We start from the raw sequence: 26,934 nt of genomic DNA, 5'->3' as shown, positions 1-26,934 counted from the left end.
GACGGGAGGTTGCCGTGATCGAACGAGTGGCGGCTGCGGTGGGGGAGGGCCTGTTCGCAGGCATGGTTGGGACGGCGGCGATGACCGCCTCCAGCGCGCTGGAGGCCAAGCTTCGTGACCGGGAGGGCAGCACAGCACCCCTCGACGCGGCGGCCAAGGTTCTGGGCTTCCAGCCGATCGGGGAGACGGAGAAGGCCCGGCTGTCCACAATGGTGCACTGGGCGTACGGCACGCTGTGGGGAGCGCCCCGCGGCGTTCTCGCCGTCGCCGGCATCGCTGCTCCGGTTGCAACGCTCGTCCATCTCGGCGCGGTCTGGGGCGGCGAGGTGACCATGCTTCCCAGGCTGGGGGTGGCACCACCGATCACGGAAATGGCGCCGACCGAGGTCGCCATCGACGTGTGGCACCACCTCGTCTACGCCACCGCGACCGCGCTGGCCCTGTCCTATCTCAACCGTCCTACCTCAACCGCCCTTCCTCATGGGTAACGGCCCGGCCGCGTCCGAAACCCGTCGCCGTCCGCCGATCGCCGACTACGGGTTCCTCTCCGACTGTCACTCTGCGGCGCTCGTCGACCGGCGCGGTTCGATGGACTGGTGGTGCGTGCCGCGTTTCGACTCCCCCTCCGTCCTCGGCAGGCTGCTCGATCCCGACGCCGGACACTGGTCGCTGTGTCCCGCGGAAGAGATCCAGACCTGGGAGCATCGGACGGAGCGCTACTACGTCGGTGACACACTGGTTCTGCGCACCCTCTTCCGCACCGACGTCGGCGAGGTGGCGGTCTCCGACACCCTCGCGCTGGAGCGCGGCGCCCGCGGGCACGACATCGGCCTGCGCAGCCCGCACATGCTGCTTCGTCGCGTCGAGGGACGCTCCGGTCTGATCCAGATGCGCACCGAGCTGGTGCCACGGATGGAGTACGGGCGCACCCAGCCGCACGTGCGCGCGCGGATCGGGGGAGTGGAGTTCCGTGGCGGGCCGGTGCGGCTGCACTGCACCGGACCGGTGAGTTGGGAGTGTCAGGACGGCGCCGCCGCGGCGACGTTCCCGGTCGCTGCGGGCGAGAGCGTCGAGCTGCGCCTGAGCTACTTCCCGTCGTTCGGCACGGTCTCCCACGCCGACGAACCCTCGCTCGAGGATACCCTCGTGGGCTGGGAGTCCTGGTCCGCTCTGCACACCGGCTACGACGGCTGCTTCCCCGACGAGGTGCGCCGCAGCTCGCTGGTCCTTCAGGGCCTGACCTTCCAGCCCTCCGGAGCCGTGGTAGCCGCCGCGACGACCTCGCTGCCGGAGCAACTCGGTGGCGAGCTCAACTTCGACTACCGCTTCGCCTGGCTGCGCGACCTGAGCCTGACCATGCGCGCGCTGTGGGTGGCCGCCTGCCCGGACGAGCCCGGTCGAGTGTTCGACTGGTTCGCCAACGCCGCCGGGCACCTCGGCGACGAGCTCGTGCAGATCATGTACGGCGTCGAGGGTGAGCGGGACCTCACCGAACATGCGCTGGAGCACCTGTCCGGATACCAGGACAGTCGACCAGTACGAGTAGGCAACCAGGCATGGCAGCAGCAACAGCTCGACGTCCTTGGCGAGGTGCTCGAAGCCGCTCACCTTCTGCGCGAACAACTCGGGGAGCTCGCCCGTCCCATCCAGGACATGCTGGTGACCTTGGCCGACCGGGCAGCGGAGGGATGGGCCGAGCCCGACGCCGGGATGTGGGAGTCCCGCGCGAAGCCACGCCACTACGTCTCCTCGAAGGTCATGTGCTGGGTGGCGCTCGACCGGGCTGTCCAGCTGGCACCAGCCCTCGGGCCCGACGCCGACCCGACGCGATGGGCGGTCGCGCGGGACGAGGTGCACGCCGCGGTCCTTGACCAGGCCTGGAGCCGCACGGCCTGCGCCTATGCCGGCGCCTTCGCCTCCGACGACCTCGACGCCTCGGTGCTGCTGCTTCCACTCGTGGGTTTCTTGCCCGCGAGCGACCAGCGCATGTGGGCCACCATCGAGGCGGTCGAGCGCGAGCTGGGCACCGGTGGGCTGGTCCGCCGGTGGCCCGACGATCCCAGCGGTTTCCTGATCTGCACATACTGGCTCGTCGAGTGCCTGGCACTGGGCGGGGAGACCGACCGGGCCACGTCCTGGTTCCGCAGTGCCACCGCGCATGCCAACGACCTGGGGCTGCTCTCCGAGGAGGCCGATCCCGCCAGCGGCGAGCTGCTGGGCAACTTCCCGCAGACGTTCTCCCACGTCGGGCTCATCAACGCCGCGTGGCGGCTCGCGCACGCCACGACAGAACAGACAACAAGGAGCGAACCATGACGGCAGGACGGCTGGACGGCTTGGTGGCCCTGATCACCGGCTCCGACTCCGGGATCGGTCAGGCAAGCGCGATCGAGTTCGCGCACGAGGGCGCCGACGTCGTCGTGCATTACCTGCACGACTCCAACGGCGCCGAGGACACCCGCAAAGAGATCGAGGCGGCAGGTAGGCGAGCAGTCGTCGTGCAGGCCGACATCAGCGACGAGCAGCAGGTGGAGGCGATGTTCGACACCGCGCTCGCAGCCTTCGACACCCTGGACATCCTGATGAACAACGCCGGGGTCGACGCCTCCGGCACACCTGTCGCCGAGCTGTCCACCGAGGTTTTCGACACCGCGATCCGCACCAACCTCTACGGCGCCTTCTTCTGCTGCCGGCGCTTCGCCCAGCTGCGCATCGCGGCCGGCGGTCGCGGAAAGATCATCAACGTCACGTCGGTGCACGAGGACATCCCCAACGCCGGGGGCGCGGACTACGACTGCTCCAAGGGCGCCGTGCGCAACCTGACGCGCGCCCTCACCCTCGAGCTCGCGCCGCAGCAGATCAACGTCAACAACCTGGCTCCCGGTATGGTCCTGACGCCGTTCAACCAGCCGGCCATCGACGACCCGACGCTGCTCGAGGAGCAGGTGCAGTCCATCCCCTGGAAGCGGGCGGCCCAGCCGTCGGAGATCGCCCGGCTCGCGGTGTTCCTTGCGTCCAGCGACGCCGACTACGTCACCGGCGCGACGTACGCCATGGACGGCGGTCTGATGCGCAACCTCGGCCAGGGAGCCTAGGCATGGCTCGGGACGGTCTCATCACATCTGTCGCCTGCGAGGTCTACGAGATCCCCACCGACCGTCCGGAGGCCGACGGCACGCTCGCCTGGTCGGCCACCACGATGGTTCTGGTCATTATCCGCGCGGGTGGGTCAGAGGGTCTCGGATGGACCTACGCTGGCGCAGGCTGCAAGGCCGTCGTCGAGGACCAGCTCACCGGTGTACTGCACGGCAGGGACCCGATGGACATCCCAGGGTTGTGGGGTGGCATGGTCCGGGCCTGCCGCAACCTCGGCCGCCCCGGGCTGGTGTCCTGTGCCCTCTCGGCGGTGGACATCGCGCTGTGGGACCTCAAGGCGCGCCTGCTCGGCGTCGCCCTCTCCACCCTGGTGGGTCGCTGCCGCGACACGGTGCCCGTCTACGGCAGCGGCGGCTTCACCACCTACGACGAAGCCACCACATGCGCACAGCTGACCCATTGGGTGCACGAACTCGGCATTCCCCGGGTGAAGATCAAGATCGGCGAGTCGTGGGGCGGCGAGGAGCGACGCGACCTGGCCCGGGTCGTGCTGGCGCGGGATGTGGTGGGCGCGGGCGTCGAGGTCTACGTCGACGCCAACGGCGGCTATACCCGCAAGCAGGCGGTGCGCGTCGGCCGGGCGCTGCGCGATGCCGGCGTCATCTGGTTCGAGGAGCCGGTGTCCTCCGACGACCTGGACGGGCTGCGCGAGATCCGCGACCGGTGCGACGCCGACGTCGCCGCCGGGGAGTACGGCTACGACCTCGCCTACTTCGCGCGGATGGTGGCCGCGCAGGCGGTCGACTGCCTGCAGGTTGACGTCACTCGTTGCGGTGGCGTCACGGAGTTCCTGCGCGCGAGCGCGGTGGCCGCGGCTCACGGTCTGCAGATCTCCGGGCACTGCGCACCGAACCTGCACGCCCATGTCGCCGTCGGCGTGCCGAACCTGCGGCACCTGGAGTACTTCCATGACCACGCCCGCATCGAGGACCTGCTGTTCGACGGCGCGCTGTCCCCGCGGGGCGGCGCGCTGCGTCCCGATCCGGACCGACCCGGTCACGGATTGTCCCTGAGAAGTTCCGACGCGGAGCAGTTCCGGGCCGCATGAGTAAGGAGCACCTGTCATGACCCAAACCGTCGCCGACTACTTGCTGGAGCGCCTGCGGGCCTGGGAGGTCGAGAAGGTTTTCGCCTACGCAGGCGACGGGATCAACGGGATCCTCGCCGCGTTCGGCCGCGCTGACAACAAGCCCGCCTTCATCCAGTCCCGGCACGAGGAGATGTCCGCCTTCGAGGCGGTGGGCTACGCGAAGTTCAGTGGCCGGGTCGGGGTCTGCATGGCCACCTCGGGTCCTGGTGCGATTCACCTGCTCAATGGCCTCTACGACGCGCTGCTCGACCACGTGCCGGTCGTCGCGATCGTCGGGCAGACCAACCGCTCCGCAATGGGTGGGGCCTACCAGCAGGAGGTCGACCTGCTGTCGCTGTTCAAGGATGTCGCCCACCACTACGTGCAGATGGCGACTGTGCCCGAGCAGCTGCCCAACCTTCTCGACCGGGCCATCCGGACGGCGCTGACCCACCGCGCCCCGACCTGCATCATCATCCCCGCCGACGTCCAGGATCTCCCGTACAACCCGCCCGGTCACGTGTTCAAGCAGGTGCCCTCCAGCCTTGGCATCCGCTGGCCGACGTCGCGCCCGGACGCCGCCGGCGTCGCGCACGCGGCAGAGATCCTCAACGCCGGGGAGAAGGTCGCGATCCTCGTCGGGCAGGGCGCCCGCGGGGCACGCGCGGAGGTGGAAGAGGTGGCCGAGCTGCTCGGCGCCGGTGTCGCGAAGGCACTTCTCGGCAAGGACGTGCTGTCCGACGACCTGCCGTTCGTCACCGGGTCGATCGGACTGCTCGGCACCCGGGCGAGCTACGAGATGATGCAGGGCTGCGACACGTTGCTCACCGTCGGGTCGAGCTTTCCCTACACCCAGTTCCTGCCCGAGCTCGACCAGGCCCGTGCCGTGCAGATCGACCTCGACGGGGGCCTGGTCGGGCTGCGCTACCCCTACGAGGTCAACCTCGTCGGCGACTCGGCCACCACGCTGCAGGCCCTGCTACCCGCCCTGATCCGCAAGGCCGACCGGTCCTGGCGCGAGAAGGTGGAGTCCGACGTTGCCCACTGGTGGGGGGTGATCGAGCGCCAGTCCACGACCGAGGCCGACCCGGTCAACCCGATGCGGCTGGTCTGGGAGCTCAACGGACGCATCCCCGACGACACGATCGTCACCGCGGACTCGGGATCCTCGGCCAACTGGTACGCCCGCTGCCTGAAGATGCGCGGCAGCATGCGCGGATCCCTCTCGGGCAACCTGGCCACCATGGGCCCCGGGGTGCCCTACGCGATCGGCGCGAAGTTCGCCCACCCCGACCGCCCCGTCCTGGCCATCGTGGGCGACGGGGCGATGCAGATGAACGGCCTGGCCGAGCTGATCACCATCGCGCGCTACTGGCGGGAGTGGAGCGATCCCCGGCTGGTGGTCGCGGTGCTGCACAACAACGACCTCAATCAGGTCACGTGGGAGCTCCGCGCGATGGAGGGCGCGCCGAAGTTCGTCGAATCCCAGACCCTGCCCGACGTCGACTACGCGCACTTCGCCGCCAGCCTGGACCTGCTTGCCATCCACGTGGACAAGCCCGAAGACGTCGGGCCGGCCTGGGACCGGGCCTTCGCCGCCGATCGCCCCACCCTGCTCGACGTCCGCACCGATCCCGACGTGCCGCCGATCCCGCCGCACGCCACCGTCGAGCAGATCAAGGACGCCGCGGAGGCGATGATCAAGGGTGACGAGGACGCCCTCGGCGTCGTCCGCACCGGCCTGAAACAGAAGCTGCAGGAGTTCCTGCCCGGCAAGGGTGGATCATGAGCACGGGCCTGGCGGGCCGGGTCTCCCGGTACCCGGCGCAGGAGGGGGTTACCGGCATCGACCGGCTGCTGCGCGACGTCCGCACCGGCCGCTTTGAGCGCACGCTGTCCGCGCTCACCGCCGCCGGGGCGGTCATCACCGCGGCCGAGATCTGGCTGGAGCACGACAGCGCCAGCTTCGGCAACAAGATGATGTGGTGGCCGATCGTGATCGTGCCGACGCTGGCCCCCGCGGGCATCGCGGCGGTGTTCTCCCGCCGGGCCGCGAAAACTGTACTGCCGGTGGCATCGGTGATCGTCGTCGCCAACGGCCTGCAGGGCACCTACCTGCACTGGCGGGGGATCATCGCGAAGCCCGGCGGCTGGCACAACCTGCGCTACAACCTCGAGATGGGACCACCTGCCTTCGCGCCGCTGCTGGCCAGCGTGGTCGGCGGCATGGGCCTGCTCGCTTCCGTCCTGCGCCGCGAGGAGGACTGACGTGCCCAGCGGGATCACCCCCGGCGGGCATGGCCGCTTCGACGGCTTCGACGTGCCCGCCCAGGCGCGACACTGGGACGAGGTGACCGCCGGGGTCGTGCTGGCTCGCCTCGAACCGCCCGGTGAGCTGGTCTTCTTCACCGCAGCGGAGCGGCTCACCGCGGACGCGCTGTTCGACCTGCTGCTCGGGCAGGACCGCGAACCCCGGATCCCGGTGCTGCACATTGTCGACGCGCGGCTGGCCCGTAACGAGACCGACGGCTGGCGCTACGCGGATCTCCCCGAGGACCGGCAGGCGTGGCGCGACACCCTGGCCGCGCTCGACCGGGATGCGAGCCCGGCCCGCTTCCACACCCTGGACACCGACAAGCAAGCCACGCTGGTGCAGGCGGTGAAGGACGCGACCGAGTGGCACGGCTGGCAGGCAGCCCATGTGTGGAGCCTATGGGGCCGCTACGCGTGTGCCGCGTTCTACTCCCACCCCTGGGCGTGGAACGAGATCGGCTTCGGCGGCCCGGCGTACCCCCGCGGATACAAGAACATCGGCGCCGGCAGGCGAGAGGGCTGGGAGGTTGCCGAGCGCGACCCCCGCGACCCGGTGACCCACTGATGGGGCGCACCCTGACCGACGTCGCCGTGCGCCGCCGCAACGCGTCGGCCTGGCTGCTGCCTACCGGCGACGAGCGAACCAACCACCAGCTGCGCCGCGACATGCGCCGGTTCGACGACGATGACGAGGTCGACCTCGTCATCGTGGGCTGCGGCGCGGGCGGGGCGACGGTGGCGCAGCGGCTTGCCCGGGCCGGGTGGCGGGTGGTTGCACTGGACGCCGGGCCGTTCTGGGACCCCGACGTCGACTGGGTATCCGACGAGGCGGCTTCGCACGGGCTGTACTGGACCGAGCCGCGGGTGATCAGCGGGCAGCACCCGGTCCCGTTGGGCTCCAACAACTCCGGGCGCGGCGTCGGCGGATCGATGGTGCACTACGCCGGCTACACGCCTCGGTTCCACCCGTCGGACTTCGCGACCCACACCCGCGACGGCGTCGGCGCGGACTGGCCGATCGACTACGCGGATCTCAAGCCCTACTACGCCGCTCTCGAGCAGGAGCTGCCGGTGGCCGGGCAGTACTGGCCGTGGGGCGACCCGCACGGCTACCCGCACCACGCCCACCCCGTCGGCGGCAACGGTGAGGTGTTCTTGCGGGGCGCCGCTGCGCTGGGCATCCGGGCCCGGGTCGGCCCGGTGGCGATCACCAACGGCCGGTTCGGCAACCGCGCCCACTGCATCTACCGCGGCTTCTGCCTGCAGGGCTGCAAGGTCAACGCCAAGGCCTCACCGTTGATCACCCATGTGCCCGACGCGCTGGCGCACGGGGCCGAGGTGCGGGCCGACTCGATGGTCAGCCGCGTCCTCATCGACAAGCACACCGGCCGGACCGTCGGCGTCACCTACCTGCGCGACGGCGTCGAGCACCGCCAGCGCGCCCGCGCCGTCGCGGTCGCAGGGTATGCGATCGAGACCCCGCGATTGCTGATGCTCTCGGCGTGCCCGTCGTTCCCCGACGGCATCGGCAACGACCACGATCTGCTGGGGCGCTACGTCATGGTGCAGGGTGCCCCGCAGACTGCAGGGCGCTTCGCGGAAGAGATCCGCATGGTCAAGGCGCCCCCGCCCGAGGTGTCCACCGAGGAGTTCTACGAGACCGACCCGAGCAACGACTACGTTCGCGGGTACGCCATCCAGAACGTCTCGCCGCTGCCGATCGCCTACGCTGAGCACGTCATGGCCCAGGGTCATTGGGGTCCGGCGCTGCGCGAGTACATGCGCGACTACGTGCACTGGGCGAGCCTGGGCGGGATGTGCGAGCTGCTGCCGCAAGCGCGTAACCGGGTCACCCTCGCCGAGGAGACCGACCGGCACGGGTTGCCGGTCGCCCACATGTCCTACTCCCGGTGCGACAACGACGACCGGATGATCGCCGCCGCACAACGCACGATGGAGGACATCCTGTGTGCTGCGGGGGCCCAGGAGGTCATCACGATCCAGCGCTTCGCGCACCTCGTGGGCGGAGCACGGATGGGGGTGGACGCCACGCACGGTGTGGTCGACGCCGACCTGCGCACCTTCTCTGTGCCTAACCTGTTCATCACCGACGGCAGCGTGCTGCCCACCCAGGGCGCGGCCAACCCGGCGCTCACCATCATGGCCCTGGCGGCCCGGTTCGCCGACCGGATGATCGCGGGTCAGCGCACTGGGCTCGATCATGCACAGAAGACCGGACGGGAGTAGGAATCGTCGATGCTACGCAGTGACGAGCCCCGCGGCGACGTCGAGGATCGCTCCTACGGCTTTCCCGCGGGGCTGTGGCGCGCTCTCGAGCGCAACCCGCCACCGGGCTTGGGTCGGAGCCCGGGCTGGCGCAGCCCGCTGCGCGGACCGTGGCTGACCTCTGTTTTCGGCGCGGTTCTGCTCGTGGCCCTGCCCGTAGTCATCATCACCGGGCTGCTCGACTACATCGCCTATGGCCCGCGGTTCGGCCAGGCGATCCCCGCCGACGTCGGGTGGCTGCGCCTGCCGCAGTTCGACTGGCCCACCCGCCCGTCGTGGCTGTTCCAGCTGACCGAGGGGCTGCACGTCGTGCTCGGGTTGGTGAGCATCCCGGTGGTGCTGGCCAAGTTGTGGTCAGTGGTGCCCAAGCTGTTCGCGTGGCCGGCGGCCCGCTCGATGGCCCAGGTGCTGGAACGGGTGTCGCTACTGTTGCTCGTCGGCGGCATCCTGTTCGAGATCGCCACCGGGGTATTAAACATTCAGTACGACTACCTGTTCGGTTTCAGCTTCTACGCGGCCCACTACTACGGCGCCTGGGTGTTCATCGCCGGGTTCGCGGTGCACGTGGCCCTCAAGCTGCCACACATGATCACTGGCCTGCGGTCCCGCTCGATTCGCGCCGAGCTACGCACCCCGCTCCCGCAGACCCGCCCGGAGCCGCCCGACACCTACGGCCTGGTCGCCACCGACCCCGCCCCGGCGACGATGAGCCGGCGCGGCGCGCTGGCCCTCGTCGGTGGCGGCGCGGTGCTCGTCGCGGTCCTGTCCGTCGGGCAGGTCATCGGCGGGGCCGCACGGGGCGCCGCCTTGCTCTTGCCCCGCGGGCGTAGCTACGGAGACGGGCCCAACGACTTCCAGGTCAACCGCACCGCCGTTGCGGCCGGGATCACTCCAGCCGCCACCGGCGCCGGCTGGGCGCTCACGCTCGGCGGGCCACGCCCGGCGAGCCTGACTCGGGCGATGCTGCTGGCCATGCCGCAACACACCGCGACCCTGCCGATCGCCTGCGTCGAGGGGTGGGCGACGACCCAGACGTGGACGGGCGTGCGGTTGGCCGACCTCGCCGCCGTCGCCGGGGTGCCGGCACCCGGGTCCGCGATGGTGGCGTCCCTTGAGGAGGCGGGCGCGTTCAATGAGGCGACGCTGGCGGCCAACCAGGTTCTCGACCCTGATTCCCTGCTTGCACTGGCGGTCAACGGCGCCGAACTGTCGGCCGATCACGGCTACCCCGCTCGGATCATCGTTCCCGCGATGCCTGGTGTGCACAACACCAAGTGGGTGCGCTCCATCGACTTCCGGAGCGCCTGACGTGGCCACCGCCCTGACACGTGTCCGCACCTTTTATGGGGCGAACCCGCTCCACCTCCTGGCTCTGCTGGGCTGTTTCGCCCTCGCCGGCTACGCCGCCCTGCGCACCCTGTCCGAGCCGACGTGGCCGGAGATCCTGCTGTGGTTCCTCGGCGCCGTCATCGGCCACGACCTCGTGCTGTTCCCGCTCTACGCACTGGCCGACCGGTCTCTCACAGCTGGGCTGCGCGCTGTGGCGCCGAGCCGGGGCGCAGGCCCGTCGCGGGTAGCTGCGGTCAACTACCTGCGGGTACCGCTCCTGGGCACCGGACTGCTGTTCCTGCTGTTCTTCCCCGGCATCATCGGGCAGGGCAGCCAGACCTACCTCGACGCCACCGGGCTGACCCAGGAGCCCTACCTCGGTCGCTGGCTGCTGATCACCGCAGCGATGTTCCTGATCAGCGCCGTCGTCTACGCAGCCCGCGTCGCCTACACCCATCGGGAGACATCGTCATGACCGGCGTTCGCGATCTGATGCCCGGTGAGCGTTTCCCGGACCTGTCCCTTCCTGACAGCGACGGCAACGTCAGGCGGCTGACGGAGCTGGCAGGGCCGGACCCACTGCTGGTGCACACCTACCGCGGATGGTTCTGCCCGAAGGAACGCGCGTACCTGCGACGGCTGGTGGATCTGCAGGGCGACGCCGAGGTGGCCTACACCCGCTTCGTGTCGCTCTCGGTGGAGTCCCCGGCGGTGAACGGGGCGTTCCGCGCGGGGCTCGATGCCCGATGGACGTTCCTGTCCGACGAGGACCGCACCGCGCTGAACGAGCTGGGCCTGCGCGAGGTCACCGACACCGTCCACGACCCCTACCTGCCCACGGTGTGGCTGCTCGCCCCGGACCTGACCGTGCATCGCTGGTGGATGGGCTACTGGTACTGGGGACGCCCCACCCTCGACGAGCTCAGGGTCGAGCTGCGCGCGCTGACCCGCGGGCTGCGCAAGGACTGGGACCCGCCGCGCCCGGACGACAAGCCGTGAACGCCTGGCTCGCCCTTCTCGGCGAGCGCCCCCGCGATGCGGATCTGGCCGCCTTCGCGGGCGGGCGGGTGCTGGCCGGGTGGCGGTCCGGCCGGGAGGCCCCGCACCCGGAGGCCCGCCGCGTCGACCCGCGGCTGCTCGACCCCGACGGCGCCGGCGCGTGGGTGTCGCTGGTCTGGCCCGACCGCGCGGTCATGCCGCTGTTCGACGACGGGGCGGTGCTGCAGGCGCGCCGCGCGGCCCAACACGGTGTCGCGCCTCGCGCGGTGTCGACGCTCGTCGTCGACTCCACCCACTTCGCCGGCTCGATCTGGGTGGTCGACCACCCTGGTGCGCTCGACGACGACCCGTTCCGCCGGCTCGGAACACCGCTGGTGCTTGAGGTGGGCGCCGGGCTGCTGGGCTCCGCCCCTCGGCCTTACGGTCCAGCGTTGGAGCGCTACTCAGGGGCGCCATGGCCGTGGGACGGGGCGTCATGAAGACCTACGACCTAGCCCCGGTCTTTCATGGAGGTAGTCGGACGGCTGCGCGTCGAGGTTGACGACGTGTGCGTTGCCTGGGCTGGTTCCGGGGTTGACCTGTAGGCCGACTGTCGCTGTCGGGTGCGGTTCTCCGGGTCCTCGGGTTGTGGGTGGGCGGGGATGTTCAGGCTGGTGGTGGGATCGCTGCGATGTTGGCGAATGTCGCGACGATCGCTGCCGCCCAGGGCCAGGTGTCGGGGATCCGGAGTTGTCGCCGGCGCCCGGTGTGGACCAGGCGTGCTGGTGCGTGCAGGAGTCGGTAGCGCAACGCTTTCGGCTCACAGCCGGCGAGCACAGCAGCCTCGCCGGTGAAGGCCAGAAGTCTGGTCCAGGCGGTGAGGTCGGCAGCGATCATGGTCGCTGTCAGCCAGGCCTGGTTGATCGCGAACTCACGTGAGGGGAATCTGCCCAGGCCGGTGTCCTTGGCGATCCGGATCCGGTCCTCGACGCGGGCGTGAGCACGGTGACGGGCTTCGAGGAACGCCAGCTGTCCGGTGGTGGTGTTGGTCGCGATCACTTGGTAGCGCCACCCGTCGGCTTCTTCGAACAGCGACAGCTGCGCACCGGGGTGGGGTCGTTCGCGGCGCACGATGAGCCGCATCCCGGGCGGCCATGCCGTCAGGTCAAGGAGGTCGGTGAGCTCGGCGACGTCACCACCTTCGCGGACCCCACCATCAGCATCGGACGCGGGTGTCCACACGTGCTTGGGGACGACCTTGATGGCTTCGCGGATCTTCTCGGTGACTGCGTAGCCGACGCTGTACTCCAAGCGACGTCCCCGCACGCGGCCTTGTTCGGTGAGCCAGGCCAGGAGCTTGTGGGAGGCACCCGCGCCATCGCTGCGGATCAGCAGGTTCTTGCGTTGTGCGGCGGGGACCTGGGCGATTGCCGCGGTGAGGACTTCGATGTGATCGGTCGCGGTGTTCGACCCCGCCTTCCCGGTCCGCAACGTGGCGGCGAGGAACTCGCCTGTGTTGTCGCACCACACCCCGATCGGGTGGTACCCGAACGTCCGCTTGAACGTCGCCGATGCCAACTCTTTCTCGGAGTGGGTGATCACGACCGTGGCATCGACATCGAGCACGACCACCTCACCGAGGTCGGTGCCGGCGACCTTCGAGGCAGGGAACCCTTCGGGTGAGGCGTTCATGAGTGCCCAGACGTGGCGCCGTGTCCTGGCTCTGGCCACGGCGATTTTCTTGACCTGCCCGGGGCTGATCTCATCCAAAGCCCGCCAGACCGTGGCCTGCGAGGCCACCGCACCGAGCACGGGTTCCTGGTGGCGCAGGACCTCGATGTCAGCGATCGCTTCACCGCCGTCGGCGATCATCACCGCGACATCGACCAGGACCCGGCCGCGGTCATGGGCAGGGGTGAACGAACGTCGTGCCAGGGCCTTCGAGAGCTGTCCAGTCAGCCCGGTCCGATCACCTACGAGACGCAGCCCGACGCTTCCCGCGTGGGCCACCACGCCGACACCGCCCCCAGTTACTGACAGACCCCTCGACCACGAACTACGCTTCACCTGCAGAGTGCCTTCCAGTTGGAGAACTTGTTCCGTCGCAAGACCAAGTTTCCCCTGCTGGGCAGGCACTTCTGTGTTTCTACGCGCCGATCAAGCCGCCGACCCGTGAATGATCCGGGCTAGCGCAAGAATCAGTTGGAGAACTCAACGGTCACGCAGACCCTTCGAAAGGCAAGAGAGAAGTGTTGCGACACGTATGAGCCACTAGCCGCACGTGCCTTTCGGCTAGTGCGCTAGGCGGCTGTCGCTTCGGCGGCCGACAAAGAAGCCGAACACGATGCCGAGCACGCCCAGGGTCAGGTGTATGAGGTTGTCCAGCACGGTCTCGTACTCATTTGGCAGCAGCCCGAACATGCCCGGGACGAAGATGCCGAGCACGCCCACTATCAGGTAGACGATGCCCAGCCCACCCACTACCGAGCGGACGGCGCTGTCCGAACCGCGGAAGCCCACCGCGCCCATCAAGCCGCCGGTGACCAGGTGCACGATGTCCTCGCCGATGTCGATGTTGAGGACTCCCAACAGCGACTGTTCCCCCAGTACCAAACCCCCGACACCGATGAGCACGATGATGACTCCGACGCCCTTGGCGTAAGTGCGCACATCCATGCCGACCCTCCCGGCCTCTGGTTTCAGTGTATCGACGCGGCCGGTCGGGTCAATCGCCCGACGAGACTCACCTAAAGGGCTCTGTTGCGTTGACGGGTCTGCCCAGAGTTGGTTGACACCTGACCTGTGAGGATTCGTCCTCGCTGGAAGGATGTCGGCCATGCCGAAGCCCTATCCCAAGGAGTTCCGCGACGATGTCGTGGCTGTTGCCCGCAAGGGCCAGGCTCCGTTGAACCAGATCGCGATGGACTTCGGAATCTCCGAGGGCTGCCTGCACAACTGGATGAAGAAGGCCGACGTCGAGGATGGCAGCCGTCACGGCGTCACCGAGAAGCAGTCGCTCGAGGTGCGCGAGTTGAAGAAGCGCAACTGGCGGTCTCTTTCGCGGCCGTCGTTGAGGTTGCGGGCTTCGTGGCCATCAGGCGACCTGCCCATCAGCTTCGACGCGAGTGTCGAGGTCGACACCGAAGGCGGTGTCGTAGTCGGCCAGGTCCCGCAGCAGCCCGTCGGACGCGACGATTGGTGGGGCCAGGATCGCTTGACGCAGCCGTCGTGCGGTAGCGACGTGGTCGGGATCGGTGATCGTCTGGGCGGTGGCCCAGCACCGCTGATGGGTTGCGACGGCGCGGCCATCGCAGGTCACGGTGACCGTGTCCAGGTCGGCGTGGACCTCGACCATCCTCCCGATCACGACCGGGTCGACGGAGTAGTCGTTGCCGGCGACCCGGACGTAGTAGTCACGTGGGAGCCGGACCCGGGCACCAAAACCGGTCGCTGGCGGCATCGGTGGCAAGGCCAGCATCGCGGCCCGGTCGATCCCGGCCAGCTCGACCGGGCGGGCACCCAAACGGCGCACGGTGCGCCCGTTCGCGACCGGGAGCCACTGCGCGAGTTGGGTGTTGAAGTCCGCCGGGCTGGTGAAGGTCCGGCCGGGGCAGGAACGAGGCTTCCAGGTAGCCGTTAGCGCGTTCGACGATGCCCTTGGACTCGGGGTCGAACGGTCTGAGCTGCACGATCCTGGTGGCCAGCGTGCCGCAGAACCCGGCCACCCTTCGGCGTAGTGGTTGCGACGTCCGATGCCTGCCTCGTTGTCCCAGATCAGTCGCTGCGGGACCGCGCCGAGCTGGCTCGACATCAGTTCCCACATCCCGGCGAGCAGGTCGCCAGTGGTTCGCGACGGCAGCATCATCGCGGTGATGAACCGGGCATACGAGGCCACGATGACGAGGACCGGCGGTGAGCCGTACTGGCCCCCACCGAGTGGGATCTTCACGGGCGGGAACCACAGGTCGCATTGCGCCTGGTCGCCCGGACGGTACTCGATGCGGTCAGCCGGGTCACGCGGCGCGTAGTCGACCCGCAGGCCCGCGACCTGCTTGCGGAACCACGACGCCGAGCCGTCCCAGCCGACCCGCTGCGAGATCACCGTGGCCGGCATCGTCGGGAAGTCCTTCAACAGTTCCCGCACCCGTGGCTCGTAGGCGTCGAAACGCGACACCACCGGTGGCCGCACGTACTGCGGTGGCCGCTGCGCGGCCACCGCCCTGGCAACTGTGTCGCGTGCGACCCCCAAATGCTTCGCGATCGCCCGGATCGACAACTGCTCCTGCGCATGCAGCCGCCGGATCTCAGCCCAGTCCTCCACTGTCATCACCCGATCCATCGTGGTCGGGTGGCCTACTTTTCGAGGAGCGCTACTGGCCTAGATTTCGAGGAGCGTCGACACCATTGCTACGGCTAATTGCCGCGACGCACTTTGTGCTGCTCTTGAGGCCGCTGATCTTGGTGATGCCGGCGATGTACCGGCTGGGCGTTTGAATGACCCGACCGTCCGGCGAGGGGCGTGGACCTCTCGACATCCGGGTACCGTGACTGCCGTGAGTACCGTTGCCGAGATCCTCGTCCGGGCCATCGCCGATCATGGCGTCACGCAGGTTTGGGGTGTGGTCGGCGATGCCTTGAACCCGGTCACCGATGCCATCCGTCGCGAGGACCGAGTGGAGTGGATGGGGGTGCGCCATGAGGAGACCGCGGCCTTCGCCGCCGGCGCCCAGGCACAGCTCACCGGTCGCCTCGGGGTCTGCATGGGGACCGTGGGACCGGGCGCCATCCACCTTCTCAACGGTCTGTACGACGCCAAGAAGTCACGCGCTCCGGTCCTCGCCATCTGCGGCCAAGTGCCCCGCGAAGACGTAGGCAGCGACTTCTTCCAAGAGGTCGCCAACGACGCCGTCTTCGCCGACGTCGCGGTCTTCAACCAGACCGTGGTCAGCATCGAGCAGCTGCCGGGCCTGATCGAGCAGGCGGGCAATTCGGCGTTGGCGGAGCGAGGAGTCGCTGTGCTGACCCTGCCCGGAGATGTCGGCGGTCTCGAGCTGCCGCGCAAAACGCCGGTGCCGCGGTTCGTCGACGAACGTCGGCATCCGGGTCCCGACGACGAGGCCCTGCGCCGGGCGGCTGCTGCCATCAACGCGGCCGGGTCCGTCGCCCTGCTGGTAGGCATCGGGGCTCGCGACGCGCGTGACGAGGTCCTCCAGCTCGCCGAACGACTGTCGGCCCCCATGGTGCTGACGCTCAAGGCGAAGGAGCGGCTCGAGTCGGACAACGAGTACGAGATCGGCCAGTCGGGCCTTATCGGCAACCCCGCGACCCGCGAGGCCTTCTCGGAGTGCGACCTGCTCCTGCTCGTCGGTACGGACTTCCCCTACCGTGAGTTCCTACCCACGGGCAAAACCGTGGTGCAGCTTGACATCCGCAGCGCCCACATCGGACGGCGTACGCCCGTGGACCACGCGCTAGTGGGTGACGCGCGGCTCGGTCTGCGCGGGCTGACACCGCTCCTGGAGGCCAAGACCGATCGCCGTCTGCTCGACAAGACTCGCTCGTCCTACGAGGCGTGGCAGGAGCAGCAAGCCGCGTTCGCCGACCCCGACTACGAGCGGAAGCCCACCGGACTGCTCCGTCGCAAGCTCGACAATCCCGACGATCGGGTCCGTCCCGAGCTGCTCGCGGCGATGATCGACCGTTACGCCGCCGACGATGCCGTCTTCACCACGGACACGGGCATGTCGACGGTATGGCTGTCCCGGTTCGTGCGGATGCGCGGGACTCGGAGGCTCCTGGGCTCCTTCAACCTCGGCTCCATGGCCAACGCGCTCCCGCAGGCTCTCGGGGCAGCAGGCCTGGACCGGTCGCGGCAAGTAGTGGCGTTCTGCGGCGACGGCGGCCTGTCGATGCTGATGGGCGACCTGCTCACCGCGGTGAGCCATGAGCTGCCGGTCAAGCTCATGGTCTTCGACAACGGTCGGCTGGGAATGGTCAAGCTCGAGATGGAGCAGGTGGGGCTGCCCGAGTTCGGCACCGTGCTGCACAACCCGGACTTCGCCGAGGTCGCCTGCGCCATCGGGATGAGCGCGCGGCGCGTCGAGCGACCCGCCGAGGTCGAGTCCGCTGTCCAATGGGCCATGGCCGAGCCCGGACCGGTGCTGGTCGACGTGGTGACCAGTGCCGACGAAGTGGCCGTTCCACCGAAGCCGACGCTGAAGCAGGGGTGGGGCTTCGCGATCGCCAAGTCCAAGGAGTTCCTGGTCAGCCCGGAGTGAGCCGGTGCGGCGCCTCAGCCGGACGTCGTAGCGGGCCGCCTTCGCCGGGTGGCCCAACCCGAACTGGACCTGACCACCAGGCCCAGGGCCTCGAACTCCTCCGACCGCCCCGTCATCGGCCAGCGACTCCAGCGACGTGGAAGAGAGCGCCGTTGCGCAGGATGTCCTGGAGATGCCGCGACCGGGGGGATCGAGGCGGTCGGCCGAGCCTGCGTCGAGATGGGATCTACACAAGCGGCGGGTTACCCGTCTTGGAGGCGCCGCATAGGTGCTCCCTCCTACGACCGGGGCAACGGGTCCAGGAAGCGGTCAAAGATCGCGCCGGTGGCGCTGGCCTGGACGAACTTGTCAAGAACGTCGATCACGATGTCCTGGGTCGACCACTTCGAGGGCTGGTACAGACCCAGTGCCGTGTTCAGGAGTACGTCGCCGCTGTACACAGTGGCGAAGACGGCCACCACTGCCGGCTTGCCGCGCAACCCGGCTCGTGCCGCGACACCGTAGGCCGCACCCCACATGGTCCCGAGTGCGAAGTGGGTGACGTAGTTGAGACGCGTCCGTTCCTGCTCGCTCGTCGGGTGGACCGCAAAGACCCTCTCGGCGAACGCCGCCGGCGCGTAACTGTCGTCTCGGCCGGTCACGGGCATTTCGACGAACTTCTGGAAAGCAGTCATCACCCCGGTCCCCGCAAGACCCGCCACCACGCCACGACCGATGCTCGCCGCCATACCTGGCGTACTGGAAGTCATATCGAAAAGGTACCCCCCGAGTGGACGCCAAACCCAGGGGGTGATGAGCTTCGCGTCGCGGCACCGACGGTTCAGTCCGGGTGGCCATCGTTGGCCACTTCCAGGTCCACCAGGTCGTCGACAAAGCACATCAGCCCGCTCACCGCTTCGGCATCTTGGAAGGGTTCCGGGTAGGTCCAGGCGACGCCCTGGACGAGGTGCCCACCCTCCCGCAGCGACCAGTAGTGCGCGATGCCCGACCGCAACGTCCCAGACCAAGCCGGCGGCGTGCTGGCTAGCGCGCTACGCGGCTCCCGGAGCGGTCGCCGAGGAAGAAGCCGACGGCGATGCCGAGCACGCCAAGCGTCAGGTGGATGAGATTGTCCAGCACGGTTTCGTACTCGTGCGGCAGCAGCCCGAACATGTCAGGCACGAAGAAGCCGAGCACGCCGACCAGCAGGTAGACGACGCCCACCCCACCGACCACCGTGCGGACGGCGCTGTCCGAACCACGGAAACCCACTGCAGCCATCAGCCCGCCTGAGAGGAGGTGCACAATGTCCTCGGCGATGTCGATGTTCAGCACGCCCAGAAGCGACTTCTCCCCCAGCACCAGACCACCGATGCCGATGAGTATGACGACGACGCCGACGACCTTGGCGTATGTACGCGCGTTCATGTCTGTCTCCCCATGCTTGATGTGGCAGGTCTTGTCGGCATGCTGGTCGAGTCAACCAGGACGGTCTTGTCGGGTCTCAGCGGAGGCTTAGTCCGGGTCGAGAGCCTGAGCAACCGCCGCCGTGGCCAAGCCGTAGGCCAGGTGCGGCACCACGTCGCTGAGCCAGTCTATGAGCGTCCAGGTACTTGGGTCGCTCACTCCGAGCGCCGCCATCGAGCTGTCCGTGGCAGCCATGGCGCCCAGTCCGGTGACCAGTCCGGCAGTGAGGACGTGCGGCTTCCAGCCAGCGGCGCGGGCAAGGCCGAGCACGGCGCCGATCCCGACACCGACGAGGATGCCGTTGAGCGGGCCGAGCCCGGCGACCCGGTTCATCCGGGTGTCCTCCTCACCGGGGATGCGCAGTCCGATCCTCGACACCAACGCTTCGATGCTGTCCTCGGGCGCACTACTGGTGCTTCGACCGCGGACTGCCATGTCCAGGTAGGTGACGGCGTTGAGCGCGGTTGTTCCTGCTGCCCCGCCGGCCGCGCCCGCCACCAAGGCGCTCGCGAGGTTCATGGCGAGACGAGGCCGAGCTGGGAGAGCATTCCAAGCTCGTCGCTGCTGCCCCACCGCTCGACGAGCTTCCCGTCCTGAAACCTGCTGGTCTGCATGCCGCGGACCTTGATCGACTTGCCGGTCGGGTCATGCCCCATCAGGAGGCCTTGATGAGTGCCGGTGACGGTGTAGGCGAACGCGAGGTCGTCATCGGCTGCCGTGAGGTGCTCGACCTCTATGTGCAGGTCGGGGAAGGCCGTGCGCATCTCGGTGTAGAAGCTTCGGTAACCATCGGGGCCGGGGCCGGGGCCCTGTGCCGGTGCAGGATCGTGGTCGACCGAGTCGGCCGCCACGAGGTTCTCGAAGGCGTCGAGATTGCCGCTGTTGACGGCGTCGCCGAACGCTTGCTGGGAGGCGATGTTGTCCTGGCTGCTCATGGCATTCCTCTCAAAGGGTGCGACTCGTGACGTTGATCGACCGACCGGTGTCAACAGACCCGGCGCGAGTCCATCTGTCGAGGGTTGCACACACCCTCGAACTCAAGGGTCGCCAAGTAGAAGGACAGGACGAACTGGCGGCGGTGCTGAGCGCGACGGCTGGTCCATGCTCAAGTTCAGGGCCTCCTCCGCGCACTCAATGAGTGCGACAACCGCCGCGTCGAAGGCCCCGCTGGGCGCGGCAAGCGAACCGTCCGATGCCATCTCGACTCCCAAACGGCGATCGTAAGATTCGGCAGCGCCGAGCGTTTGAAGGGTCGCGATGTACCAATCTGCGGCCCACACCTTGTACCGGACCGAAGCTCTCGCCCCATCCCCGCCAGTGAGGTCCACATACTCGGGGCCGTTCGGGAACCGCACCCGCGAGCGCTTGATTCGCCCATGCCTTCGTCGAGGCCGTATTAGGTTCACCACGAGGCCATCCCAGAGGAGACTGGCACCCAGTTCGCCTGCAGGCAATCAGAGGAAGGTGAGCTCCGGGCCGCCTGGTGCGAGACTCAATCAGTCCGAGGAGCAAGGGCCATGCGATCGCCCTCGTCGCGCAGCAAGTCCGAGATTTCAATTTTCCCTGCTGGGGCACCTCCCGCGAGACCGTCGACAGACTAGTGCCGCGTGTCGTAAATAGTTGAACGCTTAGAGTCTGAAATCATGAGGCATGGCGAATCGTCCTGCCCCGGCGTTGGTGCTACGTGCTGGTGATCTAGAGGAACTGGAGCTCTGGCTGCGGTCGCGGTCGGTGAGCGCGGGTCTGGCGAAGCGCGCCCGGATGGTGTTGCTCGCGGCCGACGGTGTGGGCAACCGGGAGATCGCGCGGCTGGTCGCGGCGAGCCCCACGACGGTCATTGCGTGGCGTGAGCGGTACGAGGCGCGCGGCATGGCCGGACTGAGTGACCGTGAACGTCCGGGCCGACCGCGGACGCTGGATCACCGCGCGATCGTGGCCGAGACCTTGAAGCCGCCGCCGAAGAAGCTGGGAGTCACGCACTGGTCCTCGCGACTGCTTGCCGAGCGTCTGAAGATCAGCAACACCTCGGTCGCCCGCGCGTGGCGGGCCTATGGGGTCAAGCCGTGGAAGGCCGAATCGTTCCGGTTCTCCACCGACCCCGAGCTGGCCGGGAAGGATACCGACATCTGCGGTCTCTACCTCGCGCCACCACAGAACGCGATCGTGCTGTGCGTGGATGAGAAGTCCCAGATCCAGGCGCTGGACCGCACCGTCCCGATCCTGCCGATGCAGGAGGGGCGGATCGAGCGCCGCTCTCATGACTATTACCGCCACGGCACCTCGACCTTGTTTGCCGCGCTCGACATCGCGACCGGGCAAGTCACCGCCGCCCTCAAGCCGCGGCACCGACATCAGGAGTTCCTGGCGTTCCTCAAGCAGATCGAACGGGCCTACCGACACGTCCTCGACAGTGACGGCGAGCCCGTCGAGTTGCACCTGGTGATGGACAACTACGCCGCACACAAACACAAGAACGTGCGCCAGTGGCTGTCCGAGCACCCCCGGTTCGTCGTGCACTTCACCCCGACCCACGCCTCGTGGATGAACCTGGTCGAGGTCTGGTTCGGCATCGTCGAGCGACAAGCCATCCGCCGCGGAGTGTTCAAGTCTGTCAAGGACCTCAACACCAAGATCCGCACCTTCATCGACGGCTGGAACGACCGCTCCCACCCCTTCGTGTGGACAAAGACCGCCGAGGAAATCCTCACGAAGGCCAACCGTCCAACAACTTCAAATCCGCGCCACTAGAAGTGCGTCAAAGTGGACGCAAAGGGCTACTCGAGTAGTCGTGCTGGTGGCGTTCCGTCCAGCGGGAGAGCGCGAGTCGCCCGGTAATCTGAGACCCTCAACGCCGTCCAAATCTCGATTGAGTTGCACTCTCCCTTTTGAACTTTGGCGGGTGCGACCTACCCCCAACGGTCCTGTCGGCTATGAGCGGGGAGTGCACATCACCGCTGTTGGTTCGCGGTGGTAGAGATGCACCGAAAGCCCCTCGGTGAGCCCTATGCCGGCCTCGACCATGTCGCGCGGGGTGCCGGTGGCGATGACCCTGCCGCCTGCGTCGCCCCCGCCGGGGCCTATGTCGACGACCCAGTCGGCCGTGGCGATGGTGTCCAGGTCGTGCTCGACAAGCACGACGGTGTTGCCCGCGTCCACTAGACGGTGCAGCTGACGCAGCAGGAAGTAGGTGTCCGAGGGGTGCAGACAGGCGGTCGGTTCGTCGAGGAGGTACAAGGTGTGGCCGCGGCTCGCGCGCTGCAGCTCGGTGGCCAGCTTGATGCGTTGCGCCTCGCCAACGCTCAGCTCGGTCGCTGGCTGGCCCAGCCGCAGGTAGCCAGTTCGACCTCGCGCAGCATCTACGGGCCGCGCGCCCGTAACGCAACTCACTGCCAAGTGACTCGGTTCATGCGGCAGCGTGGGGCTCATGCCTGCGGGTTGGTCCCTGACGTTCACCTGATCCTTGGTTTGTTGCTATTCACCAACGTTCCGGTTCGGCTAGCGTGAGATCTCTGGCACCACCATCGCCGAGATCCAGCGTGCAGGAGTTCATAGTGGAACGGTTTGCTCGGCTCGTCATGCGCCATCGCCGCATTGTCAGCGCCGTGTGGGTGGTGCTCTTCCTCGGCGGACTGTTCTCGGCCGGCCAGCTCAGTGACAGGCTGTCGCTCGACTTCTCGTTACCGGGTCAGCCCGGCGACGATGCCGAGCAGCAGCTCATCGAGACATACGGCGTCAGTACCTTCGACACTTATGTCGCGGTCGTCACCGTGCCGGCAGGGGAGACTGTCGAGGAGAACCAGGACGCCGTTGCTCAGGTCTTCGACGCCGCGGTGGCCGGTGTGCGGGACGTGGAACTGCGCGTCATCACCTTCGAAAGCACGGGCGACGAGGGTTTCATCACCGACGACGGGCGGACGACTTTCGCCCTCCTGCAGGCCCCGATTCCAGTCACGTTCGGCCCGTACATCGAGGAACCACTCGAGCCTGCCCTCACCAATGCAGCCGAGGCCCGAGGGTTCGAGAGCGGTCTGACGTCGTACGGGCTGCTGGCGGCAGGCGGCGACACGGAGGGGCCGAGCGTCCTGGTCGAGACGCTATTTGGCGCGGCCGGAGCGCTCCTGGTGTTGATCTTCGTTTTCGCGTCATTCTTGGCACTACTCCCGATGCTTATCGCGGCGGTGTCCATCCTGACGACATTCATGCTTGTGCTCGGACTGACGACTTTCAGTGACGTCAGCGTCATCGTCCAGTTCCTGATCGCCTTAATCGGACTCGGGGTCGCGATCGACTATTCGCTGCTGTTGGTGTCGCGTTGGCGTGAGGAGCGCGCTCACGGGCGCGGCAATGAGGAAGCCGTCATTGTCGCGATGAAAACTGCGGGGCACGCCGTGCTTGCCTCGGGTGTCACCGTGGCCATCAGTCTGGTGGCCCTCCTCGTCGTTCCCGTCCCATTCCTTCGAAGTATGGGAACCGCCGGCATGCTGATTCCGCTCGTGTCCGTGTCAGTTGTCCTTACCCTGCTGCCGGCTCTGCTGTCGAGCGTCGGTCCCCGCGTCGACTACCCTCGCATCCGCCACGAAGGCAAGGCGTCGCGCGGGTGGTCGGCATGGGCACGGATCATCGTCAAGCACCGCTTGGTCGCCGCCACATCAGCACTGGTGATGCTCGCAATCCTCATCATCCCGGTGTTCGATCTCAAGATCGGCCAGTCAGGCCTCGAGTCGCAAGCGCGAAGCGGACCCAGGTACGAGGCGTTGCAGGTTCTGCGCGACGGCGGGATTGGAGGCGGAATCCTCACGCCTGTCGAGATACTGGTACCGACAAGCGAAGCGGACGCGGCGGCTAAGGCGGCGCGGGAAGTCGACGGGGTCCAGGCAGCCGTCATCGGCAGCACTCAAGGTGACGAGGCCGTCGTCGACGTACTGCCCACCGACGTCACGGTCGACAGCTCCGGCACGGCTCTCGTCGATGACATCAGAACGGCCGTCGAGGGAGCCGTTGACGGCGATGTAGGCGTCACCGGCCTCGGGGCGACCGTCGAGGACTACTTCAGCGCGGTGTACGACAAGTTTCCGTACGTGCTAGCCCTGATCTCCTTGATCACGTTCGTGCTCCTGGTTCGCACGTTCCGTTCTGTACTGCTGCCCCTCAAGGCGGTGATCCTCAATTTGCTATCGCTAGCGGCGGTGTTCGGTTCGGTAGTGTTCTTCTGGCAGATGGGCAACGGGTCTGACGCGATCTTCAGCGTCTCCGGCACCGGCGCCATCACCTTCTGGCTGCCTGTGCTGATCTTCGCATTCCTGTTCGGCCTCTCGATGGACTACGAGGTGTTCATCTTGGCAAGGATGCGAGAGGAGTATGACCGCACCGGTGACACCGGGATGGCCGTGATCACCGGGATCGGTCGGACAGGACGACTCGTCACCTCGGCTGCGTTGATCCTCTTCTTTGCCTTCTCCGCACTTGCGTCCTCCCCTGGGACCGACATCAAGGTGCTTGGGACAGCCCTCGGAGTCGGCATCCTTATTGACGCCACCATCGTTCGGGCGTTGCTCGTACCGGCACTCGTCACCACTTTCGGTCGATGGAACTGGTGGCTTCCCGCTTGGCTGGCACGCGTCCTGTGGGTGGAGCCTTCGCCGCTTGCCCCACGTGGACGGAGAACCCCATCCGCCGACACCGCACCGGCGAACGTCAACTGACCGTCGAGCCCCCGACCGGTAGCACTGCGACCGTGCCGCAAAGCACCTTCTGTAGGAGGGCAAGGATGGCTTGCATGACAGTCGGCTTAGCGGGGGGGGATCCTGGGGATCGGAACATCCGACTTACGGCATGAGTTTGATCGGGGAAGTGTGATCCGATACAGACTCAGTCCCCCGCAGCGTCCTAGTGGTCCGCGTGGGAAATAGTCATCGGGTTGATGAAGTGAAATCATGGGCGCATGGCGAATCGACCTGCTCCGGCCCTGGTGCTGCGTGATGGTGACCGGGACAAGCTCGAGCGACTGACTCGCTCCTCGACGGTCTCGGCTGGTGCGGCTCAACGGGCTCGGATCGTGTTGCTGGCAGCCGACGGGGTGCCGAACGACCAGATCTGCGAGCTCGTCGGGTGCGGCCGTCAGAAGGTGCTGCAGTGGCGGGGCCGCTACCAGGGCAAGGGCATGGCCGGGCTCCTCGACCGGCAGCGTCCGGGCCGTCCGCGCACGATCGACCATCGCAAAATCGTGGCCGAGACACTGAAGCCCCCGCCGAAGAAGCTCGGCGTGACGCACTGGTCCACGCGGCTGTTGGCGGCTCGGTTGAAGGTCAGCGCCTACACCGTCGCGGAGGCTTGGCGTTCCTACGGGGTCAAGCCGTGGCGCTCGGAGTCGTTCCGGTTCTCCACCGATCCCGAACTCGAGGCCAAGGTCATCGACATCGTCGGGCTGTACCTGAACCCGCCAGAGAACGCGATCGTGCTGTGCGTGGACGAGAAGTCCCAGATCCAGGCACTGGACCGCACCATGCCGGTCCTTCCGATGCAACCCGGGCTCGTCGAACGCCGCTCTCACGACTACGTCCGCCACGGCACCACCACCTTGTTCGCCGCGCTGGAGATCGCCACCGGGAAGGTCACCGCCGCTCTCAAGCCGCGGCACCGCAACCAAGAGTTCCTCGCGTTCCTCAAGCAGGTCGAACGCGCCTACCGCGACGTCGTCGACGAGACCGGCCAGCCCGTCGATCTGCACCTGGTGATGGACAACTACGCCGCCCACAAACACACCAACGTGAAGAACTGGCTCATCGAGAACCCGCGCTTCAAGATCCACTTCACCCCGACCCACGCCTCCTGGATGAACCTCGTCGAGGTCTGGTTCTCCCTCATCGAACGCCAAGCCATCCGCCGCGGCGTGTTCACCTCGGTCAAGGACCTCAACACCAAGATCCGCACCTACATCGACTGCTGGAACGAACGCTCCCACCCCTTCGTCTGGACCAGGACCGCCGACGAGATCCTCACCAAAGCCAACCGGATGAAGACTTCAAATCCGGACCACTAGCGGACCCCGCGCCGCGAGAGAAATCCTCTCCCTATCGACAGCTGACGGCGAAGCCGCGCTGTTCGTCAGGCTCAACCCTGGCCTCGGCGGGTTAACGCTTGACGGTCATCCGCGGCGAACTGACGGGACCCCATGAACTGGTCCACCCGCTATGAGAGTGCTGGTTGGTTGTTGGCGGTCCAGGTAGCTCATACTCGGCGGGGGTGAGGTCTCCCAGCGAGGAGTGTGGCCGGTAGATGTTGTACTCGATGCGCCAGGCCTCGACGATGCCCTGGGCTTCGAGCAGGGTAGCGAACTCCTCGACGTTGAAGAGCTCGTCGCGGGCCCGGCTGTTGAAGGACTCCGCGAAGGGGTTCTCCCACGGCGAGCCGGGCTCGATGTAGGTGGTGCGGGTGCCGCCCAGTCGGCAGTAGTCACGCAGCGCCCAAGCGATCATCTCGGGCTTGGCCGGTGGACTCACAAGCGGTGCCGGTTGGATGCGGCAGAGGTCTACGAGGTCGTGGCTGACTGACGTCCGCAGGGGAGCAGGCGCGCCAGTTCACGCTCGGCCTCGTCAACCCAGGCGAGCATTGCCTCGGCGGTGCGCAGCCCGTATAGCGCGGTGATCTTGCCCATGGTCGCGGTCGCCTCGTCCCGGGGCGTGGTGTTCTTCTCGGACAGGCCCGCAATCAAGTCGGGTGACAACTGCCGCGCACCTAGCGAACTCTGGCCGGCGAAACGTTGCGAGCCTGAGTGCGTGCACGACTTGCCCCGGCCCGGGCAGACGTGGGACGAGGCGACACATTAAGTCCGTCGCCCCGGGTCTGTGGGTGGGCGAGGTTGGGCTATGGCTGACTCTCTCTCCGCGACCGGGCGATCTATTCCTACGCTGACGTAGACCGCCTCGTCGGCCTGCACTCGGGCACTGGCCCGTCATCCGGTTTTGCGCTGGACGGCGTCGCGTCCGCGAGGCCCAGATGGCCAGTCCACGTGCACCGGCGTGGCCCGTCCGGTGAAGCCCGATCCGGGCACCTGCCTCGGACGGTGCCGGTGACGCCGTG

General features: G+C 67.6%; 25 protein-coding genes and 3 pseudogenes. 17 read left to right on the top strand and 11 right to left on the bottom strand.

All coding sequences use genetic code 11. The features are described 5' to 3' along the window. The first annotated feature begins 14 nt into the window (after nucleotides 1-14). Genes H4Q84_RS08040 through H4Q84_RS07985 form a run of 12 tightly spaced genes read left to right on the top strand, consistent with a single transcriptional unit; the run spans nucleotide 15 to nucleotide 11,631 of the window. Entirely contained in the window at nucleotides 15-488 is a 474-nt protein-coding gene (locus H4Q84_RS08040) for a hypothetical protein (protein ID WP_248582867.1), read from the top strand. Next, nucleotides 481-2,316 carry a glycoside hydrolase family 15 protein gene (locus tag H4Q84_RS08035; protein WP_248582866.1) on the top strand — a complete coding sequence of 612 codons (1,836 nt, stop codon included), beginning with the start codon at nucleotides 481-483 and terminating at the stop codon, nucleotides 2,314-2,316. The genes H4Q84_RS08040 and H4Q84_RS08035 overlap by 8 nt, the downstream gene beginning before the upstream one ends. After that, nucleotides 2,313-3,095, top strand: coding sequence for an SDR family oxidoreductase (locus tag H4Q84_RS08030; RefSeq protein ID WP_248582865.1), 783 nt, complete (start codon nucleotides 2,313-2,315; stop codon nucleotides 3,093-3,095). The genes H4Q84_RS08035 and H4Q84_RS08030 overlap by 4 nt, the downstream gene beginning before the upstream one ends. 2 nt (nucleotides 3,096-3,097) lie before the next feature. Next, nucleotides 3,098-4,204, top strand: coding sequence for an enolase C-terminal domain-like protein (locus H4Q84_RS08025; protein WP_248582864.1), 1,107 nt, complete (start codon nucleotides 3,098-3,100; stop codon nucleotides 4,202-4,204). Between the two features lie 16 nt (nucleotides 4,205-4,220). Continuing rightward, nucleotides 4,221-6,014: a thiamine pyrophosphate-requiring protein gene (locus H4Q84_RS08020; protein ID WP_248582863.1), complete on the top strand. Its 1,794-nt coding sequence runs from the start codon at nucleotides 4,221-4,223 to the stop codon at nucleotides 6,012-6,014. Beyond that, nucleotides 6,011-6,493, top strand: a complete 483-nt coding sequence (locus tag H4Q84_RS08015; protein ID WP_248582862.1) for a hypothetical protein — start codon at nucleotides 6,011-6,013, stop codon at nucleotides 6,491-6,493. The genes H4Q84_RS08020 and H4Q84_RS08015 overlap by 4 nt, the downstream gene beginning before the upstream one ends. Before the next feature lies 1 nt (nucleotide 6,494). Further along, complete coding sequence (locus H4Q84_RS08010; protein ID WP_248582861.1) at nucleotides 6,495-7,103, top strand: gluconate 2-dehydrogenase subunit 3 family protein; 609 nt, start codon at nucleotides 6,495-6,497, stop codon at nucleotides 7,101-7,103. Continuing rightward, nucleotides 7,103-8,785, top strand: coding sequence for a GMC family oxidoreductase (locus tag H4Q84_RS08005; protein ID WP_248582860.1), 1,683 nt, complete (start codon nucleotides 7,103-7,105; stop codon nucleotides 8,783-8,785). Before H4Q84_RS08010 ends, H4Q84_RS08005 begins: the two co-directional genes overlap by 1 nt. A gap of 9 nt (nucleotides 8,786-8,794) precedes the next feature. Continuing rightward, complete coding sequence (locus tag H4Q84_RS08000; RefSeq protein WP_248582859.1) at nucleotides 8,795-10,132, top strand: molybdopterin-dependent oxidoreductase; 1,338 nt, start codon at nucleotides 8,795-8,797, stop codon at nucleotides 10,130-10,132. Nucleotide 10,133: 1 nt separating this feature from the next. After that, on the top strand, nucleotides 10,134-10,628 hold the full coding sequence (locus H4Q84_RS07995; protein ID WP_248582858.1) for a hypothetical protein: 495 nt from the start codon (nucleotides 10,134-10,136) through the stop codon (nucleotides 10,626-10,628). After that, complete coding sequence (locus H4Q84_RS07990; protein WP_248582857.1) at nucleotides 10,625-11,152, top strand: redoxin domain-containing protein; 528 nt, start codon at nucleotides 10,625-10,627, stop codon at nucleotides 11,150-11,152. Before H4Q84_RS07995 ends, H4Q84_RS07990 begins: the two co-directional genes overlap by 4 nt. Continuing rightward, complete coding sequence (locus tag H4Q84_RS07985; RefSeq protein ID WP_248582856.1) at nucleotides 11,149-11,631, top strand: hypothetical protein; 483 nt, start codon at nucleotides 11,149-11,151, stop codon at nucleotides 11,629-11,631. Before H4Q84_RS07990 ends, H4Q84_RS07985 begins: the two co-directional genes overlap by 4 nt. Nucleotides 11,632-11,797: 166 nt before the next feature. On the opposite strand, the gene H4Q84_RS07980 is transcribed toward H4Q84_RS07985, so the two are convergent. Together H4Q84_RS07980 and H4Q84_RS07975 are read right to left on the bottom strand one after the other, a co-directional pair. Beyond that, on the bottom strand, nucleotides 11,798-13,216 hold the full coding sequence (locus tag H4Q84_RS07980) for an IS1380 family transposase (RefSeq protein WP_248583584.1): 1,419 nt from the start codon (nucleotides 13,214-13,216) through the stop codon (nucleotides 11,798-11,800). A 207-nt stretch (nucleotides 13,217-13,423) separates the two neighbouring features. After that, nucleotides 13,424-13,807: a DUF4383 domain-containing protein gene (locus H4Q84_RS07975; protein ID WP_248582855.1), complete on the bottom strand. Its 384-nt coding sequence runs from the start codon at nucleotides 13,805-13,807 to the stop codon at nucleotides 13,424-13,426. Nucleotides 13,808-13,967: 160 nt separating this feature from the next. On the opposite strand from H4Q84_RS07975, the pseudogene H4Q84_RS07970 reads away from it, so the two are divergent. Continuing rightward, nucleotides 13,968-14,117: pseudogene (locus H4Q84_RS07970) on the top strand (IS3 family transposase); the annotation flags it as partial. Between the two features lie 108 nt (nucleotides 14,118-14,225). On the opposite strand, the pseudogene istA reads toward H4Q84_RS07970, so the two are convergent. Then, nucleotides 14,226-15,461 (bottom strand): annotated as a pseudogene (istA, locus tag H4Q84_RS07965) (IS21 family transposase). Between the two features lie 223 nt (nucleotides 15,462-15,684). Between istA and H4Q84_RS07960 the strand changes: the two are divergent. Then, nucleotides 15,685-17,409: a thiamine pyrophosphate-dependent enzyme gene (locus tag H4Q84_RS07960; RefSeq protein WP_248582854.1), complete on the top strand. Its 1,725-nt coding sequence runs from the start codon at nucleotides 15,685-15,687 to the stop codon at nucleotides 17,407-17,409. Nucleotides 17,410-17,687: 278 nt separating this feature from the next. Here the strand turns inward: H4Q84_RS07960 and H4Q84_RS07955 are convergent, their stop codons facing one another. The 5 genes from H4Q84_RS07955 to H4Q84_RS07935 all read right to left on the bottom strand — a co-directional run bounded on the left by H4Q84_RS07955 (nucleotide 17,688) and on the right by H4Q84_RS07935 (nucleotide 19,790). Continuing rightward, on the bottom strand, nucleotides 17,688-18,083 hold the full coding sequence (locus H4Q84_RS07955) for a hypothetical protein (RefSeq protein ID WP_248582853.1): 396 nt from the start codon (nucleotides 18,081-18,083) through the stop codon (nucleotides 17,688-17,690). A 146-nt stretch (nucleotides 18,084-18,229) separates the two neighbouring features. Further along, complete coding sequence (locus tag H4Q84_RS07950) at nucleotides 18,230-18,403, bottom strand: DUF427 domain-containing protein (RefSeq protein ID WP_248582852.1); 174 nt, start codon at nucleotides 18,401-18,403, stop codon at nucleotides 18,230-18,232. Nucleotides 18,404-18,432: 29 nt separating this feature from the next. Continuing rightward, nucleotides 18,433-18,816 (bottom strand): DUF4383 domain-containing protein, encoded by a 384-nt coding sequence (locus tag H4Q84_RS07945; RefSeq protein WP_248582851.1) that lies wholly within the window; start codon nucleotides 18,814-18,816, stop codon nucleotides 18,433-18,435. An 87-nt stretch (nucleotides 18,817-18,903) separates the two neighbouring features. Further along, nucleotides 18,904-19,374, bottom strand: coding sequence for a hypothetical protein (locus H4Q84_RS07940; RefSeq protein WP_248582850.1), 471 nt, complete (start codon nucleotides 19,372-19,374; stop codon nucleotides 18,904-18,906). After that, nucleotides 19,371-19,790: an ester cyclase gene (locus H4Q84_RS07935; protein WP_248582849.1), complete on the bottom strand. Its 420-nt coding sequence runs from the start codon at nucleotides 19,788-19,790 to the stop codon at nucleotides 19,371-19,373. Before H4Q84_RS07935 ends, H4Q84_RS07940 begins: the two co-directional genes overlap by 4 nt. A gap of 715 nt (nucleotides 19,791-20,505) precedes the next feature. Here H4Q84_RS07935 and H4Q84_RS07930 point away from each other — a divergent pair. After that, the gene (locus H4Q84_RS07930) at nucleotides 20,506-21,603 is read left to right on the top strand and encodes an IS630 family transposase (protein WP_248582848.1); all 1,098 of its coding nucleotides are present in this window, start codon (nucleotides 20,506-20,508) and stop codon (nucleotides 21,601-21,603) included. A gap of 180 nt (nucleotides 21,604-21,783) precedes the next feature. Here the strand turns inward: H4Q84_RS07930 and H4Q84_RS07925 are convergent. Next, a pseudogene (locus tag H4Q84_RS07925) lies at nucleotides 21,784-22,191 on the bottom strand (hypothetical protein); the annotation flags it as partial. 215 nt (nucleotides 22,192-22,406) lie between these two features. On the opposite strand from H4Q84_RS07925, the gene H4Q84_RS07920 reads away from it, so the two are divergent. Both H4Q84_RS07920 and H4Q84_RS07915 read left to right on the top strand, forming a co-directional pair. Then, nucleotides 22,407-24,557 (top strand): MMPL family transporter, encoded by a 2,151-nt coding sequence (locus H4Q84_RS07920; RefSeq protein ID WP_248582847.1) that lies wholly within the window; start codon nucleotides 22,407-22,409, stop codon nucleotides 24,555-24,557. 239 nt (nucleotides 24,558-24,796) lie between these two features. Next, the gene (locus H4Q84_RS07915) at nucleotides 24,797-25,894 is read left to right on the top strand and encodes an IS630 family transposase (RefSeq protein ID WP_248580407.1); all 1,098 of its coding nucleotides are present in this window, start codon (nucleotides 24,797-24,799) and stop codon (nucleotides 25,892-25,894) included. Between the two features lie 91 nt (nucleotides 25,895-25,985). Here the strand turns inward: H4Q84_RS07915 and H4Q84_RS07910 are convergent, their stop codons facing one another. Continuing rightward, nucleotides 25,986-26,330 carry an integrase core domain-containing protein gene (locus tag H4Q84_RS07910; protein ID WP_248582846.1) on the bottom strand — a complete coding sequence of 115 codons (345 nt, stop codon included), beginning with the start codon at nucleotides 26,328-26,330 and terminating at the stop codon, nucleotides 25,986-25,988. Between the two features lie 53 nt (nucleotides 26,331-26,383). Next, nucleotides 26,384-26,578: a hypothetical protein gene (locus H4Q84_RS07905; protein ID WP_248582845.1), complete on the bottom strand. Its 195-nt coding sequence runs from the start codon at nucleotides 26,576-26,578 to the stop codon at nucleotides 26,384-26,386. Nucleotides 26,579-26,934 lie beyond the last annotated feature (356 nt).

This window comes from Nocardioides sp. InS609-2 (assembly GCF_023208195.1).
In the GTDB taxonomy this organism is placed as follows: Bacteria; Actinomycetota; Actinomycetes; order Propionibacteriales; family Nocardioidaceae; genus Nocardioides.
This window is presented reverse-complemented; position numbering and strand designations above follow the sequence as displayed.

Bases quoted from the DNA above. Each gene is read 5' to 3' on its own strand.
- H4Q84_RS07955 (WP_248582853.1), bottom strand. From the start codon at position 18,083: ATGACTGCTTTCCAGAAGTTCGTCGAAATGCCCGTGACCGGCCGAGAC.
- H4Q84_RS08005 (WP_248582860.1), top strand. From the start codon at position 7,103: ATGGGGCGCACCCTGACCGACGTCGCCGTGCGCCGCCGCAACGCGTCG.
- H4Q84_RS07975 (WP_248582855.1), bottom strand. From the start codon at position 13,807: ATGGATGTGCGCACTTACGCCAAGGGCGTCGGAGTCATCATCGTGCTC.
- H4Q84_RS08000 (WP_248582859.1), top strand. From the start codon at position 8,795: ATGCTACGCAGTGACGAGCCCCGCGGCGACGTCGAGGATCGCTCCTAC.
- H4Q84_RS07945 (WP_248582851.1), bottom strand. From the start codon at position 18,816: ATGAACGCGCGTACATACGCCAAGGTCGTCGGCGTCGTCGTCATACTC.
- H4Q84_RS08025 (WP_248582864.1), top strand. From the start codon at position 3,098: ATGGCTCGGGACGGTCTCATCACATCTGTCGCCTGCGAGGTCTACGAG.
- H4Q84_RS08020 (WP_248582863.1), top strand. From the start codon at position 4,221: ATGACCCAAACCGTCGCCGACTACTTGCTGGAGCGCCTGCGGGCCTGG.
- H4Q84_RS07910 (WP_248582846.1), bottom strand. From the start codon at position 26,330: ATGATCGCTTGGGCGCTGCGTGACTACTGCCGACTGGGCGGCACCCGC.
- H4Q84_RS07935 (WP_248582849.1), bottom strand. From the start codon at position 19,790: ATGAGCAGCCAGGACAACATCGCCTCCCAGCAAGCGTTCGGCGACGCC.
- H4Q84_RS07940 (WP_248582850.1), bottom strand. From the start codon at position 19,374: ATGAACCTCGCGAGCGCCTTGGTGGCGGGCGCGGCCGGCGGGGCAGCA.
- H4Q84_RS07930 (WP_248582848.1), top strand. From the start codon at position 20,506: ATGGCGAATCGTCCTGCCCCGGCGTTGGTGCTACGTGCTGGTGATCTA.
- H4Q84_RS08035 (WP_248582866.1), top strand. From the start codon at position 481: ATGGGTAACGGCCCGGCCGCGTCCGAAACCCGTCGCCGTCCGCCGATC.
- H4Q84_RS07990 (WP_248582857.1), top strand. From the start codon at position 10,625: ATGACCGGCGTTCGCGATCTGATGCCCGGTGAGCGTTTCCCGGACCTG.
- H4Q84_RS07915 (WP_248580407.1), top strand. From the start codon at position 24,797: ATGGCGAATCGACCTGCTCCGGCCCTGGTGCTGCGTGATGGTGACCGG.
- H4Q84_RS08015 (WP_248582862.1), top strand. From the start codon at position 6,011: ATGAGCACGGGCCTGGCGGGCCGGGTCTCCCGGTACCCGGCGCAGGAG.
- H4Q84_RS08030 (WP_248582865.1), top strand. From the start codon at position 2,313: ATGACGGCAGGACGGCTGGACGGCTTGGTGGCCCTGATCACCGGCTCC.